The organism is Hymenobacter sp. DG01, assembly GCF_006352025.1.
GTDB lineage: Bacteria > Bacteroidota > Bacteroidia > Cytophagales > Hymenobacteraceae > Hymenobacter.
This window is the reverse complement of sequence record NZ_CP040936.1, coordinates 1969443-1983425: the sequence shown is the minus strand read 5'-3', so window position 1 is coordinate 1983425 and position 13983 is coordinate 1969443. Positions and strand designations below refer to the sequence as shown.

Sequence of the window (13983 nt, the reverse complement as noted above, 5' to 3'; positions counted from 1 at the left end):
CAGCAGATAAAGGCACATTTATACTTGTGTTTACGGCGTTTCGGCGCGTACTTATTCTGTCTTTATTGTTTCATCCTTCATTCCCGTTTCAATATGAATAAGGCGTGGTTAGAAGTTGTGATGCCGGCTAGTTTGGTGCTGATTTTCTGTACGATTATGGTGTTTGGATTTTCAATGAGCGGGCTGCTATCCCAGCCTGAGCAGGTGGAGACGGCACTAGCGGGCGGGCTTGCTAAGCCAACAGCCGAGCCCGCTATGCCAACACAACAGCCAACCGGCCCTGATGCCGCTGCAATTGCCGCCGGTGATGCTCTGTTCAAAGGCAATTGCGCTCAATGTCATGATGTGAACGAAGTGGTGGTAGGACCAGCCCTAGCTGGCATTGCCAAGCGCCGACCTATATCCTGGATCATTCCCTGGGTGAAAAACTCCAGCAAAATGGTGGCAAAGGGCGATGAGTATGCAGTGAAGATTTTCAACCAGTACCAGAAGCAGGAGATGCCCAGTTTCCAGCTCACCGACCGGGAAATCAAAGCTATTGTTACGTATATCGAATTCCAGGAGCAGCATATTGAACACTCTATCCCTACAGGGGCGGTTGCCTACAGATAATCCGGATTCCTTTTTCAAATAACAGCGAGGTGTAGATTGCTTCGTTGGTTTAAGAAAAGGACATTCCTCCCGCTACCCCCCGAACCTTCCCAAACCCTACCTTTGCCCCGCACAACCACCCGCCTTTCCCCGTGACTGACGCTGAATTTGACATCCTCGACGAGCTGTACTTCGTCACTTCTTTTGCTGACCTGAGCCCGAAAACCGGCCTCGGGCCCGCCGAGCTGGAGCGCACCCTGCGCGGCCTGCTAGAGCAGGGCCTGATCCGCAGCTTCTGGCCCGACCCCGATACGGAGCTGGCCTTCGAGGAAAGCTCCTTCGGGGCCATCGTGCGCGACTGTTACTTTCTGGCCTCCAAGGAAGGGCTGCTCCAACACAACACCCGCTAGCCGTGGCAGTTACTACGGCTCCCGTAGCCGCCGCTTCCGTGGCCCGGCCGCCCAGCTACTACGTGCGCCAGCGCCTGCTGCGCAACGCGCCGGCCATGCTGGGGCTGGGCTTTATCGTGCTGTGCACGCTGGTGGCACTGCTGGGCTACTGGGTGCTGCCCGATAACTCGCCCAACGCCAACAACGGCCTGGTGCAGCTCCAGAAAGAAGCCCCCGGCTTCCGGGCTACCGTGCTGCGCCTGGCCCTGCCCGATTCGGCCCGCGCCGGGGGTAGCAACTTCCTGCGTACCTGGTGGGAAGGCCAGGCTCCGCAGGTTCAGGAAGTGCCCATCGGGGGCTACCGTTTCCAGGGCGATTCGCTCCTGACCACGCCTTACCAAAACCACTCCGCCCTCGCCGACCAGCCGCAGGCCTACCCCCTGTCGGCCGTGACGGGCCACGCCGGGCCCGCGGCGGCGCTTCGTCAGGAGATAGAGCAGGATCACATTGTGCCGCGCACCTACTGGCTGGGCACCGACAAAGCCGGCCGCGACGAGCTGAGCCGCCTGCTGCTGGGCACCCGCGTGAGCCTGGGCATTGGGCTGGTGGCCGTCCTGATTTCCGTGGCGTTGGGGATGCTTATTGGGGCCGTAGCGGGCTACGTGGGGGGCTGGGTCGATAGTTTGCTGCTGGGCCTGATGACGGTGGTGTGGAGCATTCCGGGCATCATGCTGGTTATTGCCATTTCCCTGGCCCTCGACAGCAAAGGCGTCTGGACCTCCTTCGTGGCCGTGGGCCTGACGATGTGGGTGGATGTGGCCCGCGTGGTGCGGGGCCAGATGCTGAGCCTACGCGAAAAAACCTTCGTGGAAGCCGGCCGCGTACTGGGCCTGCCCCAGAGCCGCCTGATTGCCCGCCACCTCTTACCCAATATGATTGGCCCCCTGATTGTGCTGGCAACCAGCAACTTCGCGGCGGCCATTCTGCTGGAAGCCGGCCTGAGCTTCCTGGGGCTGGGGGTGCAGCCGCCGGCGCCCTCCTGGGGGCTGATGGTGAACGAAGGCTTTCAGCTGCTGGGCACCGCGGCCGGTTTCTGGCTGACGCTGCTGCCGGGTCTGGCTATCAGTCTGCTGGTGCTGAGCTTCAACCTGTTAGGTAACGGCTTGCGCGATGCTTACGACCCCAAAACTCCGCTGAGCTAACGGCGCCGACCGCTGGCCGCACATATAAACTCCCGGTTCAGGTTTCGAGTAGAGTGGCACCGTCGTACTTTCGGGGTGTTTCTTTCTTTTGTAGCCTTTCTTTCTCCCTGCCTATATGCCAACGATTACTCCCGAAAAGCGCCTGTTCCTGAAGGAGCGTGAGCTGGGGGCGCTACTGGAAATCACCCAGGCCATCAACCAGGACCCTACCGAGGCCGCGCTGTACAAGATCTTCCAGTTTACCCTGCTCGGCCAGCTCAATATCCGGCGGCTGGTGCTCTACGTGAAAGAGGAAGGCAAGTGGCAGTGCACGGTGTCGTTCGGGGCCGGCCTGCCCGATTTTTATAAAATCGCCCTGCCCGCCGCCATTCTGGAAAACTGCACCAGCGTCCCGTGTCCCCTTAGCAGCTTCGGCAACCTGGGCCCGGCGTGGCAGCACCTGGAAACCGTTATTCCGGTGGTACAGAACGGAGAGGTGCTGGCTTACGTGCTCATCGGCAACGTGCACGAGGACTACGCCAGCGAGGAAGCTACCAAGTTTCTGCAGACGCTGAGCAACATCCTCATTGGGGCCATTGAAAACCGGCGCCTGGCCCGGCAGCGGGTAGCGGCGGCGGCCATGCGCAAGGAAATTGAAATTGCCCAGGAAGTGCAAACCATGCTCTTCCCGCGCAAGCTCCCCAACGACGCCCACGTAGCCGTGCATGCTTCCTACGTGCCCCACACGGCCGTAGGCGGCGACTACTACGACGTGGTAAGCCTGGATGCCGACCGGTTTCTGTTCTGCGTGGCCGACGTTTCGGGCAAGGGCGTGGCGGCTTCCTTGCTGATGTCGAACTTCCAAGCCGGGCTGCGCACCCTGCTGCGCCAGCAGGCCGATTTGGGCACCGTAGCCCAGGAGCTCAACAACCTCATCTTCCGCAACGCCGGTGGCGACAAGTTCATTACCGTCTTTTTCGGCCTCTACAACCGCGCTACCCGGGAGCTGCAGTACGTTAACGCCGGCCACAACGACCCCCTGCTGATTCCGGATTCCGGCCCGATTCTGCTGCTGAAGGAAGGCTCTATTATGCTGGGTGTAATGGACGAGCTGCCTATGCTGAAGGTAGGCACCATCTACGTGCCCCCGCGCACCCTGCTACTCTCTTACACCGATGGCCTGACGGAAGTGTTCGATGAAGATCAGAATGAGTTCGGTGAGGAAGGCGTGCTGCGGGTGCTGCGCCACAACCGCTACGCCCCACTGCCCACCGTGCACCGCGAGCTGCTCCGCGAAATCGAGGCCCATAACGCCAGCGGCGCCGGCTTCGCCGACGACGTAACTATCCTGAGTTGTCGGTTCAAGTGAGTTGGTGAATGGGGTAGTAGGGTGATGAAGTGAACGGACTGGCGGCAGACTTCTGGCCCCAGGCCAGGCGTCTGCCCGCCGATAAATAAAGCAAGTCTCCCGACTTGCGGCCGCCGAAGGCGGCCAGCCCGCGTTAGAGCCAGCTGCGCCATCAGGAGGCGCTTGCAGAGCTACCCTATCCGTTGAACCCAAAAGCGAAGCCAGTGCAGTTGTCCTGCACTGGCTTCGCTTTTTCATGGCGTTACAAAGAGGTGAAAACTCTCAAACGGCACCGGCGTGAGCGGGCCGCTGCGCGGCCGCAAATCGCGGGAGGCTTGCCCGATTGCCCGCCAGTTCACCCCATCACCTCATTCGCCAACTCACTTCTTGTCCAGGAGCCTACCCGGATCAGCATGAAGAGGTTCAGGAAGAAGAAAGAGCCGATTTTATCTACTTCTACTAGTTCGTTGAGCAGCAGATGGAACAGGATAATCACGAAGCTCATACCGCAGGCCAGCAGCACGTACCGGGGCTGGGAGCCGGGCCGGGTACGGTGGTAGAGGGCCTCGAAGGTAAGCAGCGCCACTCCCAGCAGAATAAAAAACAGAATCAGGCCTGGGAAGCCCTGCTCAGCCAGCACCAGCAGAAAATAGTTGTGGGTCGTTGATTTCTCGGGGTTGTCGCTCACGTAGGTGCGGAAGCTGCGCACAGTGTAGCGCTTGTACTCCGGATAAAACGTGCTGGGGCCACTGCCCACCAGTGGCTTGGCAGCCGTCATCCGGATAGCCGCCACCCAACGGTACACCCGCTCCATGCCCGATACATCCTGCAGCTTGTAGGTGGCCTCCAGGTGCTTGCTAAAGTTCTGACCGTTGAACACCGTCTTTTCGAACTCCGGCGCATAGAGCATGTAGTTGTTCTGGCTCAGGAAGTAGGTAGCACCCGTTACCAGCCCCGCCACGGCCACTATCAGCAGCAGCCGGGTCTGGCGCAGGCGGGCCACACCGTAGAACAGGCCTGCTACCGGCAACGCCAACACCGAGGCCCGGGCGTAGGCCGTAATCAGCCCGAAAAGCAGAATAACCATGCCCACGCGCCAGGCTACCCGCGCCGCCCCCTGGGAGCTGCGCGCCCCATACAGCGTGAAGGGCAGCAGCAGGGCCAGCACCGTGGCATAAATGACGTGGTTGCGGTACAGCACCTGTACCGACTCGTTAATCGATTCGAAGCTGAAGCCGTGCGCCGCGTGCCGAACGGCTACGATAAATACGGTCAGGCAGGCCCCCGCGGTGTACAGGCCCGCAACCCGCCACAAATCCTGGGGGCGGCGCACCAGCAGCAGGGTGCCCAGGCCAAACGGCACCAGGTACCAGGTTTTAGCCAGCAGGTATTTCACCGATTTGGTGGTATCCACGGAAAATGTAGTGGATACCACAGCCCACAAAAGCATCAGCAGCAGCAGGATAACCAACGGGTGGCGCAGTTCGCGCCCCGGAATAGCCGCTGGGCGTAGCAACAGAGTAGCCAGTACGCAACCGGTAAGCACCAGCAGCAGGGGCTCGGAAGGCACATCCATACTCAGGCCGCCGGGCAGCCCTACCTCCCGCGAGAAAGCCAGCGTAACAAACAGCAGGTAGTAGAGCAGGCGCCACTCCGTCAGGAGCAGGAGCAGGCCTACGCCGGCCGCCAGGGGTAGCAGGGCCATGGGCGTGCCCTGCAGCAGGGTAGCCGCCCCTCCACCCAGCAGCAGCAGCACAAAGCCCGCAAACAGTCGTTGCTCCGGGGAGCGGGGAAGCCACTGGGCTAAGCGCTGGCTCATAGGCCCGCCGAAGCTTGCGGCTGGCGGGTGCGCCGCCACAGTTCCAGCAGCGTAATAACCACCACCGAAAGGGCCAGGGTCAGGAACACCGAGCCGGCCACAATCAGCCAGCGCACGGGCTTGCTTTTCTTGGTAGCGGGGTAGGCCTTCTGCACCAGGTACAGGGAGGAAAGCTTACCCTTCAGGGCCAGATCGGCGGTTTCGTAGTCGCCGCGGGCTTTCACCAGCCGCTCCTGCAGGTCGGTCATGCGGGAGGTAAACAAGTTGAGCGAGTCCACGCCCCGGGTGTAGTCTTCCAGGTTGATGACGTTGCCCTGCTCCGCCTCGGTAAGTCCCCGCAGGGCCCGGCGCAAACCGGCCACCTTGCGCCCATCGGCCCCACCGCCTTCGGCCGTGCGCAGCTCGGTTTCTACCTTGATGATTTCGCGGGCCAGATAGCGCGACTGTTGCTCCAGGCCGTAGATGCCGTAGCGGCGGCGGGCACGCAGCAGCTGCTGGCGCGAGTTTTCAAACTCGTTGCTCAGAAACTGGTAGCGCTGCTGGTAGAGGCCCAGCACGTTGCGGCGGTTTTCCAGGGTCAGCTGCTGGTTGATGGAGTCGATTACCTGCACCAGGGTATTGGCAATGCGGGCGGCCAGCTGCTTATCCCGGTCCTGAAACGTTAGCTCAATGGCATCCCGCTCGTTGTGCACAATGCTGAGGTTGCTGCTGAACTCGCGCAGAGCCGCGTCGTCGGCCTGGTCGGTGCCGGGCTGGCCCGTGCCGTAGTGCTGGTGCAGTTGAAAGCGGTTAATCAGCAGCTCGGCCACCGGCTGCGACTCACCAATGGTGATAATGCGGTCCAGGTCCTCGGTGCGCCCGCCCAGCTCCAGCTTGCTGCCCTCAGTGGCAATGCGGTCAGGGTCAGTGGTTTGAGGGTTGGTAGGAAAGAAAACGGCGGTTGACTTATAAATATTCGGCAGCGACTGCGCCACGATAATGCTTACAATCAGGGCCAGGACCAGGGCACTACCTACCAGCTTTTTCCAACGGTTGATGATGGGCCACAGCCCCAAAAGCGAATACGACGACTCTGACATAGTGCAACAAGGCCGCCCGCCGGAGAGATGAAAAGGCCGAGCGGGGGCGAACAAATATAGAGGAAAAATGGCCGCAGGAAGCGCCTGCGGCGCCACGTCTGCCGCCTCAATTTTGCCTAGTTTTGCGCCTGGCAGCCTAGCCCGGCCAGAAAGAAAGCCCGCTGCTGCCCCTGTATTCCAAGGCTTCAAGACGTATCGCATCAAACGCTTTCTAGGAAATATCAGCTTCGTGGTGCTGCTCAACCTGCTGGTAAAGCCGGCCTGGGTGGTGCTCGAAAACGTGGTGCAGGACCGCCTCGGCCACGAGGTATTCGGCACCTTCACGGCCTTGCTGACCCTGGCTACCATTGTGGCCGGCATCTCCGACCTGGGCACTACCCAGCTCACTACCAAGCGGCTGGCGGCCTGGCCAGGCTTTTTCCAGGAGTTTTTCCCCACTCTGCTCCCCTTGCGGGTAGGGCTGGGGGTAGGCTTTCTGGGGGCCACGGTGGGGCTGGGCTGGGTGCTGGGCTACCGGGGCCACTGGCTGCTGCTGCTGGCCGTAACGGCTGCCGGCTTGCTGCTGACCCAGTATATGCTGTTTCTGCGGGGCGTGCTGCAGGCCCACCAGCGCTTCAATACCGATGCCGTGCTCTCGGTGCTGGAGCGGCTGCTGCTGCTGGCGCTGGTGCTGGCTTTGCTGCCCCTGGGCCTTACGCTGGATCGGTACGTGGGCGTGCGCACCATAGCCGTGGGCTTTACCTTTCTGCTGCTGGTAGGACTGATCCGGCGGTTTTACGGCCGCGTGGCCCTGCGCCCGCGCTGGTCGCAGGCCCGCCAGGTTCTGCTCGATAGCCTGCCCCTGGCCCTGATTACGCTGGTGTACGGCCTCAACGAGCGGGTAGATATGCTAATGCTGGAGCGGCTGGTATCGGCGAAAGAGGCCAGCTACTATGCCGCCGCCTACCGCTGGGTTGATGCCGTGATGATGTACCTCTGGACGGTGCTGCCGCTGTTTTTTGCCCGCTTCGCTCACGCCACCGGCCGCCGCCAGGAGCAGCAGGATCTGCTCTGGTTCGGGCAGCGCGTGGTTACGGTACCGCTCTTGTTCGTGGTGGGCTTCGGTCTGTTTCGGGGCGAGCTGCTGTTTTTTCAGTTCGCGCACAGCACGCCCGCCGAGGTAGCCCGCATGACTCAGTGCCTGCAGCTGCTGTTCCTGAACGTGCTGGTGCATGCCTTCTTCGCCATCTACAGCACCCTGCTCACCAGCACCGACCACGAAAAGCCGGTTTCCTGGCTGGTAACGGCCAGTATAGCCCTGAACGTGGGCCTGAACTTCCTACTGATGCCCCGCTATGGCGCCCTGGCCGGGGCCGCCAATACCCTGCTCTGCGCCGTGGTAGTATCGGTAGGGTATGTGTGGCTGGTCCCGCGCCGCACGGGCGTCCGGCTGCCCTGGGCCCTGCTGCGGCGGCTGGCGCTGGCCTTCGGGGGCCTGTGCGCCGGCTGGTACGGCCTGCGCACCTACGCCGCGCTGCCCTGGTGGCTGGAAACCGCCGCCGCCGGCCTCTGGCTACTGACCCTGGTAGGGGCGCTGGGGGTAGTAAAACCCTCCGAAATCCGGCAGCTAAGGAGAAAAGGTGATGAGGTAAATGGTGACAGGTGAATGGTAACAGAGAACGGTCAGACGTCTGCCGCCAGTACACCTTCTCACCCATCACCTGTCACCTGTCACCTGTCACCTGTCACGATTCACCCCATCACCTCCTCACCCCAGTGGAAATAGCTGTTAACGTCCGTTTTTTATTGCCCGGCGACAAGCTGGAGGGTATCGGGCGCTTTACGCTGGAAACGCTGCGCTGCCTGGTGCGGCAGCACCCCGAGCACACGTTTCATTTCCTGTTTGACCGGGCGCTTGATGAGCGGTACCGGCTGGGCCCGAACGTGGTGCCGCACGTGCTGGCCCCGCCGGCCCGGCACCCGCTGCTGTGGCTGGCCTGGTTTGAAGGCGCCGTGGCCCGCTGGCTGGGCCGCCACCGCCCGGCCGTGTTCCTCAGCCCCGATGGCTACACCACCCTGCGGACCCGGGTGCCCCGCGTCACAGTCATTCATGACCTAGCCTTTGAGCATTTTCCGCAGGATGTGAGCCGGCTGGTGCTCAGGTACTACCGCTACTTCACCCCGCGCTTCGTGCGGGCCTCGCAGCGGGTGGTGGCTGTGTCGGAAGCCACGAAGCAGGACCTGGTGCAAACCTATGGGGTAGCCCCCGGGAAAATCAGCGTGGTGTATAATGCCGCCGACAGCCACTTCCGGCCTCAGCCCCCGGCCGTGCAGCAGGCCACGCGGGAGCGGTTCAGCGCCGGTAAGCCCTACTTTTTGTTTGTAGGCGCCCTGCAGCCGCGTAAAAACCTGGTGAATCTGCTTCGCGCCTTCGATGCGTTTAAGGACGCCACCGGCGCGCCCGTGAAGCTGCTGGTAGTAGGCCGCACGGCCTGGAAAGCCGGCCCAATCTTCGAGGTGTACCAGCAGATGCGCCACCGCTCCGACGTGCACCTGACCGGCCGCGTGACGGACGCCGAGCTGACGGAGCTGTACGCGGCCGCCCTGGCTACCTGCTACGTGCCGTATTTCGAGGGCTTTGGTATTCCGGTTATTGAGGCCCAGGCCTGCGCTTCCCCGGTTATCACCTCCAACTGCAGCTCCCTGCCCGAGGTAGCTGGCGGCGCGGCCCGCCTCGTCGATCCGTTTTCGGTGGCTTCTATTGCTGAGGGGCTGGGGGAGGTGTACGCCTCCGAGAGCTACCGTGCCGAGCTTACAGAACGTGGATTGCGCAATGTGGAGCGGTTTTCCTGGGAAGAAAGCGCCCGTCGCCTGTGGCTGGAAATCGAAGCAAGTGTGGCGTAAGCCGTAGCTTGCGGCTCTGCCGGGGCCGGGGGGCGCGCTGATCCGGCGCGGCCCCGGCTGCCAGTACCTGACAACCGACCTTCCATGCACTTACACCGAATGCCGGGCCTGGTTCAGCGGCTGTTTCCGGACTGCCTCTGGCAGATGCCCGCTACCGCGCCGCCTACCCTCTACCTTACCTTCGATGATGGCCCCATTCCCGAGGAAACGCCGTTTGTGGTGGAGGAGCTGGCAAAATACGGGGCCAAAGGCACGTTCTTCTGCGTGGGCGACAACCTGCGCCGCCACCCGGAGGTAGCGCGGCTGGTAGTGGAGCAGGGCCACCGCCTGGCCAACCACACCTACCACCACATCAGCGGCTGGAGTCACCCGCAGGCCCACTACCTCCGGGATGTGGCCCAGTGCCAGGAGCTGCTCACGGAGCTGCAGCCTGAGGCCCGGCCCCTGCTGCGCCCACCCTACGGCCGCATCACGCCCGGCCTGGCCCGGGAGCTGAACCTTACCCACAAAGTAGTAATGTGGGACATGCTCACCTGCGACTACGACCGGGATTTCGCCCCCGAAGCCTGCCTGGCTACTGCCATTCGCTTGTCGCGGCCGGGCTCCATAGTCGTGTTTCACGACAGCCTGAAAGCCAGCCCTAACCTGCGCTACGTGCTGCCTCGCTACCTCGCCCATTTCGCCGAACGCGGCTACCGCTTCGAGCGGCTGTAGGGGGGTAGGGAGGAGCCGCGCGTTCCGGTCGGGAACCTCCGGCATCGGACCAGTTAGCCTCGTGCTGACTTCTATGCGGAAGGGTTCAGAGCCGGCAGGGGGGAGGCGGGTGCCGTGCAAGAGGCGCGGGTGTTAACTGGTCAGGTGCCTCCAGCGTCGGGCCAGGGTGGGTGGTGTGCTGATAAGTGCCGCGTCGCCCCGTTCTTTGTGCTGTATGCTGCTGTTGACGCTTTATTTTCTGAGCTGGTTTGGGCTGCTGGCCGCCGCGGCCATATTATTTGTCCGGCAGCAGGGGAGCCAGCCGGGGCCTTTGCCCCAACCGCTGCCGCGCGTGAGCATTCTCATTGCCGCTCGCAACGAGCAGGCCGCCATTAGCCGCTGCCTGCAAGCTATCCGGGCCCTGCGCTACCCCCCGGGGCTGGTCGAAGTCCTGCTCGGCGACGATGCCTCTACTGACGATACCGCCGCTGTGGCCACGGCCGCTATGCAGGGTTACGGCGGTTCCTTTCGTCTTCTGTCCATTACCGAGGCCTGGGGCACGGCCCGCGGCAAGGCTAATGTGCTGGCCCATCTGGCCCGCGCTTCTTCTTCTGACTTCTTCTTTATTACCGACGCCGACATTGCCGTGCCGCCTACCTGGCTGCAAGGGCTGCTGGCTCATGCCCGGCCCGGCGTGGGCATTGTTACGGGCCTGACGCTGGTAACGGGGCCGCGCCTGTTCCACCGCCTGCAGGGCCTCGACTGGCTGATGTCGTTGGGGCTGGTGCAGGTGGTTACGGACCTGGGCCGGCCGGTAACCGCCATGGGCAACAACATGCTCATTACCCGTGCTGCCTACGAGGCCACCGGCGGCTATGAGCAGCTACCCTTCTCCGTCACCGAAGACTACGAGCTGTTCAAGGCAGTGCTGCGGCGCGGGTACACCTCCCGCAACCTGTTCCGGCCCGAGGTGCTGGCCGAGTCGCTGCCCCAATACACCTGGAACGGGCTGCTGCACCAGCGGCGGCGCTGGATGCGTGGGGTGGAGCAGCTGCCCGCCTGGCTCAAAACCTGCCTGGCGCTGTACGGCTCGTTTTACCTGGTGCTGGCCGGGTTTGCGGTGGTGGCGGGGGTAGGGCCGGCCCTGGGTGTGTGGGCCGGCAAGGTGCTGCTGCAGGGGGCATGGGCCTGGCTGTGCTTCCGGCGGGTGGGGCGCCGCGCCCCCCTGGGGCTGCTGCCCTTGTTTGAGCTATACACGATTCTGCTCAGTGGGGGGCTGGTCATCTTTCGCCTGCTGCCGGTGGCCTTTACCTGGAAAGGGCGGGCGTACCGCTAAAAAGTAGTTGTTTTTTAACCGCTTGTTTTTCGTGGCCGAGCCTTGGCAAGGTTGGGCTGGCGCGGGGCTGCGTGTGCTGTAAGTGTATGGGGTCAGAATGAAAACGGCCTTAACAGACTCATTAGCGCATTTTTGGGGTGGATTTTCGGGCACACTGCCGATATCTTTGGCTACCCAGGCCCCCTGACAATCGGCGGGGTCTGGCTGCTGCCTCATCTTTCCGCGTATTTACCCTACCCGTTTCATGCCTCTGTTCCCGCCCTCTTCCCGCGCCCTGCTGATGGCCGCTCTGTTCTGCGCATCCAGCCACCTTGCCACTGCCCAAGCCAAGCGGGCCGCTACTCCGGCTACCCCCAAAACTGCCACAGCTGCCGGCACCAACCGCCAGCAGGCCCTGATGGGCAACGAGGCTAAAATCGATGAGCTGCTCAAGAAGCTGACCCTGGAGGAAAAGATTGCCATGATTCACGCTACCTCTTCCTTTAACTCGGGAGGCGTGAAGCGCTTGGGCATTCCGGAAATGGCTACCTCCGACGGCCCCCACGGCGTACGCCTGGAGCACGGCCGCGACTGGAAGCCCGACGAAGGCGTGAACGACTCGGGTACCTACCTGCCCACCGGCAACACCCTGGCTTCTACCTGGAACCCCGAGCTGGGCTACGCCTTTGGCTCGGTGCTGGGCAGTGAGGCCGCCTTCCGGGGCAAGGACATTATTCTGGGTCCTGGCATCAACATCGTGCGCACTCCCCTGAACGGCCGCAACTTCGAATACCTCAGCGAAGACCCCTACCTCGTGTCGAAGATGGTGGTGGGCTACATCCGGGGAGTGCAGGACCAGGGCGTATCGGCCAGCGTAAAGCACTACGCCGCCAACAACCAGGAAGAGCACCGCAACGACATTGACGTGTACATGAGCGAGCGGGCCCTGCGCGAAATCTACCTGCCGGGCTTCCAGGCCGCTATTCAGGAGGGCGGGGCGCATACACTCATGGGCTCCTACAACAAATTCCGGGGCCAGTATGCCACCCACAACGCCTACCTCATGAACGACATTCTCAAAGGGGAGTGGGGCTTCAAGGGGTTGGTTATCAGTGACTGGGGCTCGGTGCATGACACTCAGGAAGGCCTGCGCAACGGCACCGATCTGGAAATGGGCACCGACCTCTCCCTGATGTACAACAGCGTGGACCAAACGGCCAGCCAGGTAAAGCAGGAGGACATGCCCAGCCTCTATGACCGGTTCTTCTTCGGCCGGCCGGCTCTGGAGGCTGTGAAAAAGGATAAGTCTCTGGAGCCCCTGATAGACGACAAGGTGCGCCGGATTCTGCGCGTTATGTATGCCACCCACATGATGGACGGGGCCAAGCGCAAGCCCGGCGCCTACAACACCCCCGAGCACCAGGCCACGGCCCGCAAAGTGGCCGAGGAAGGCATCGTGCTGCTCAAAAACGAGGGTAACATCCTACCCCTCCGGAAAACCGCGAAGTCCTTTGCCATTATCGGGGCCAACGCTACCCGCGAAAACGCCCTGGGCGGCGGCAGCTCCCAGGTAAAGGCAAAGTATGAGATTACGCCCCTGCAGGGCCTGCAGAAAGCCCTGGGCCCCCAAGCGAAAATCACCTACGCTCCCGGCTATAAAATTGCCCGCAACCAGAAGGCCGATCCGCAGCTGATTGAGCAGGCCGTGGCCGCCGCCAAAGCCGCCGACGTAGCCATCATTGTGGGGGGCGCCACCCACGGCTACGATTACAAAGTGTGGTCCGACAACGCCTACGACGCGGAGGGTTACGACAAGCCCGACATGAAAATGCCTTTCGGGCAGGACGAGCTGATTCAGGCCGTGCTGAAAGCCAACCCCAACACAGTGGTAGTGCTGCTGGGCGGCGGGCCTATTGACGTATCGGCGTGGGCGGGGCAGGCCAAGGGCATCGTGGAGGCCTGGTACCCGGGTATGGAAGGCGGCAACGCCCTGGCCAGCATTCTGCTGGGCGATGTAAACCCCTCGGGCAAGCTGCCCTTCACCTTCCCCGTGAAGCTGGAAGATTCGCCGGCCCACAAGCTGGGCGAGTACCCCAGCACCCCCGGCAACCCCCTGAAACAGACGTACAAGGAAGACATCTTTGTGGGCTACCGCTACTTCGATACCTATAAGGTAGCGCCCCAGTTTGCTTTCGGCCACGGCCTGAGCTACACCTCCTTCGACTACGGCAAGCTCACGGTGAAGCCCGCCGCCCAGAGCGCCACGGTAACCCTAAGCGTGCGCAACACAGGCAAAGTAGCCGGCGCCGAGGTGGTGCAGCTCTACGTGCACGACGACCAGGCCAGCGTGAAGCGCCCCGAAAAGGAGCTCAAAGCCTTCCAGAAAGTCTTCCTCAAGCCCGGTGAATCGAAAACGGTGACCCTCACCCTGGGCCCCGATGCTTTCCGTTACTACGACGAAGCCAAAAAGCAGTGGGTGCTGGAGCCTGGCAAATTCACTCTGCTCGTCGGCAGCTCCTCCCGCGACATTCGCCAGACGGGGGAAGTGAAGTTGTGAGTTGGTGGTAATGAGGTGATGGGTGAATGGACGACTGGCGGCAGACTTCTGGCCGCAGGCCAGGCGTCTGCCCGCCGGCAAATCAGGCAAGTCTCCCGACTTGCGGCCGCCAACGGCGGCCAACTCGC

Annotated in this window: 11 protein-coding genes; 9 read left to right on the top strand and 2 right to left on the bottom strand. The window is 62.3% G+C overall.

Annotation, left to right across the window (positions count from 1 at the left end):
- Positions 1 to 93: 93 nt before the first annotated feature.
- From FGZ14_RS08370 to FGZ14_RS08355, 4 genes are all read left to right on the top strand, one after another.
- On the top strand, positions 94 to 612 hold the full coding sequence (locus tag FGZ14_RS08370; protein WP_257883378.1) for a cytochrome c: 519 nt from the start codon (positions 94 to 96) through the stop codon (positions 610 to 612).
- A gap of 131 nt (positions 613 to 743) precedes the next feature.
- Positions 744 to 1001 (top strand): hypothetical protein, encoded by a 258-nt coding sequence (locus FGZ14_RS08365; RefSeq protein WP_139923217.1) that lies wholly within the window; start codon positions 744 to 746, stop codon positions 999 to 1001.
- 2 nt (positions 1002 to 1003) lie between these two features.
- Entirely contained in the window at positions 1004 to 2182 is a 1179-nt protein-coding gene (locus FGZ14_RS08360; RefSeq protein ID WP_257883377.1) for an ABC transporter permease, read from the top strand.
- A 115-nt stretch (positions 2183 to 2297) separates the two neighbouring features.
- Positions 2298 to 3530 carry a PP2C family protein-serine/threonine phosphatase gene (locus FGZ14_RS08355; protein WP_139923215.1) on the top strand — a complete coding sequence of 411 codons (1233 nt, stop codon included), beginning with the start codon at positions 2298 to 2300 and terminating at the stop codon, positions 3528 to 3530.
- A gap of 334 nt (positions 3531 to 3864) precedes the next feature.
- On the opposite strand, the gene FGZ14_RS08350 is transcribed toward FGZ14_RS08355, so the two are convergent.
- On the bottom strand, positions 3865 to 5328 hold the full coding sequence (locus tag FGZ14_RS08350) for an O-antigen ligase (protein ID WP_139923214.1): 1464 nt from the start codon (positions 5326 to 5328) through the stop codon (positions 3865 to 3867).
- Entirely contained in the window at positions 5325 to 6407 is a 1083-nt protein-coding gene (locus FGZ14_RS08345; protein ID WP_180754544.1) for a hypothetical protein, read from the bottom strand. The genes FGZ14_RS08350 and FGZ14_RS08345 overlap by 4 nt, the downstream gene beginning before the upstream one ends.
- Positions 6408 to 6474: 67 nt before the next feature.
- Here FGZ14_RS08345 and FGZ14_RS08340 point away from each other — a divergent pair, with 67 nt between their 5' ends.
- The 5 genes from FGZ14_RS08340 to FGZ14_RS08320 all read left to right on the top strand — a co-directional run bounded on the left by FGZ14_RS08340 (position 6475) and on the right by FGZ14_RS08320 (position 13855).
- On the top strand, positions 6475 to 8052 hold the full coding sequence (locus FGZ14_RS08340; RefSeq protein ID WP_139923211.1) for an oligosaccharide flippase family protein: 1578 nt from the start codon (positions 6475 to 6477) through the stop codon (positions 8050 to 8052).
- A gap of 110 nt (positions 8053 to 8162) precedes the next feature.
- On the top strand, positions 8163 to 9290 hold the full coding sequence (locus FGZ14_RS08335; protein WP_180754540.1) for a glycosyltransferase family 1 protein: 1128 nt from the start codon (positions 8163 to 8165) through the stop codon (positions 9288 to 9290).
- Positions 9291 to 9374: 84 nt separating this feature from the next.
- Positions 9375 to 10004, top strand: a complete 630-nt coding sequence (locus FGZ14_RS08330; protein ID WP_257883376.1) for a polysaccharide deacetylase family protein — start codon at positions 9375 to 9377, stop codon at positions 10002 to 10004.
- A 214-nt stretch (positions 10005 to 10218) separates the two neighbouring features.
- Positions 10219 to 11319, top strand: a complete 1101-nt coding sequence (locus FGZ14_RS08325) for a glycosyltransferase (RefSeq protein ID WP_139923207.1) — start codon at positions 10219 to 10221, stop codon at positions 11317 to 11319.
- Positions 11320 to 11563: 244 nt separating this feature from the next.
- Positions 11564 to 13855, top strand: a complete 2292-nt coding sequence (locus FGZ14_RS08320; RefSeq protein WP_219601091.1) for a glycoside hydrolase family 3 C-terminal domain-containing protein — start codon at positions 11564 to 11566, stop codon at positions 13853 to 13855.
- Positions 13856 to 13983: the final 128 nt, after the last annotated feature.

What these genes read in the sequence shown, in the direction of transcription:
- FGZ14_RS08320 (WP_219601091.1), top strand. Translation starts at nt 11,564, where the DNA reads ATGCCTCTGTTCCCGCCCTCTTCCCGCGCCCTGCTGATGGCCGCTCTG.
- FGZ14_RS08325 (WP_139923207.1), top strand. Translation starts at nt 10,219, where the DNA reads ATGCTGCTGTTGACGCTTTATTTTCTGAGCTGGTTTGGGCTGCTGGCC.
- FGZ14_RS08345 (WP_180754544.1), bottom strand. Translation starts at nt 6,407, where the DNA reads ATGTCAGAGTCGTCGTATTCGCTTTTGGGGCTGTGGCCCATCATCAAC.
- FGZ14_RS08355 (WP_139923215.1), top strand. Translation starts at nt 2,298, where the DNA reads ATGCCAACGATTACTCCCGAAAAGCGCCTGTTCCTGAAGGAGCGTGAG.
- FGZ14_RS08370 (WP_257883378.1), top strand. Translation starts at nt 94, where the DNA reads ATGAATAAGGCGTGGTTAGAAGTTGTGATGCCGGCTAGTTTGGTGCTG.
- FGZ14_RS08330 (WP_257883376.1), top strand. Translation starts at nt 9,375, where the DNA reads ATGCACTTACACCGAATGCCGGGCCTGGTTCAGCGGCTGTTTCCGGAC.
- FGZ14_RS08350 (WP_139923214.1), bottom strand. Translation starts at nt 5,328, where the DNA reads ATGAGCCAGCGCTTAGCCCAGTGGCTTCCCCGCTCCCCGGAGCAACGA.
- FGZ14_RS08340 (WP_139923211.1), top strand. Translation starts at nt 6,475, where the DNA reads ATGGCCGCAGGAAGCGCCTGCGGCGCCACGTCTGCCGCCTCAATTTTG.